1 pseudogene is annotated in these 312 nt (G+C 73.1%); it reads right to left on the bottom strand.

From position 1 onward, the window contains the following. Positions 1 to 312: pseudogene (locus AXK60_RS25145) on the bottom strand (hypothetical protein); the annotation flags it as partial.

Here is a 312-nt window from a genome sequence, read left to right as displayed (position 1 = left end):
TGCAGCTGGACATGCAGGCGGATCGAGAAGGGTCCACGACGCCGCTGCGGTGCCCTCCGACACGGCCTGCAGACGCACCCAGCCCTCGACCGCGAGGCGCCGCAGGCTTCGTGAGACGGTCGAGGCATCGACGTTCGCGGCCTCAGCGAGGCGCCGCACGTCGACGTTGATCGTTACCGCGTGCGCCTGCTCGCACAGCGCGGCGAAGGCCAGCAGTACCCGCTCGTCGCTCGCGCCGCCCGGGCGCGCCCACCGCGGCCCGATCGCGGCCGCCGATAACGTGGCGGCGAGCTGCACGGCCACCTGATCGTC

Source organism: Tsukamurella pseudospumae (assembly GCF_001575195.1).
Lineage (GTDB): Bacteria > Actinomycetota > Actinomycetes > Mycobacteriales > Mycobacteriaceae > Tsukamurella > Tsukamurella pseudospumae.
The sequence above is the reverse complement of the archived record's forward strand: the minus strand, read 5'-3'. Positions and strand labels throughout refer to the sequence as shown.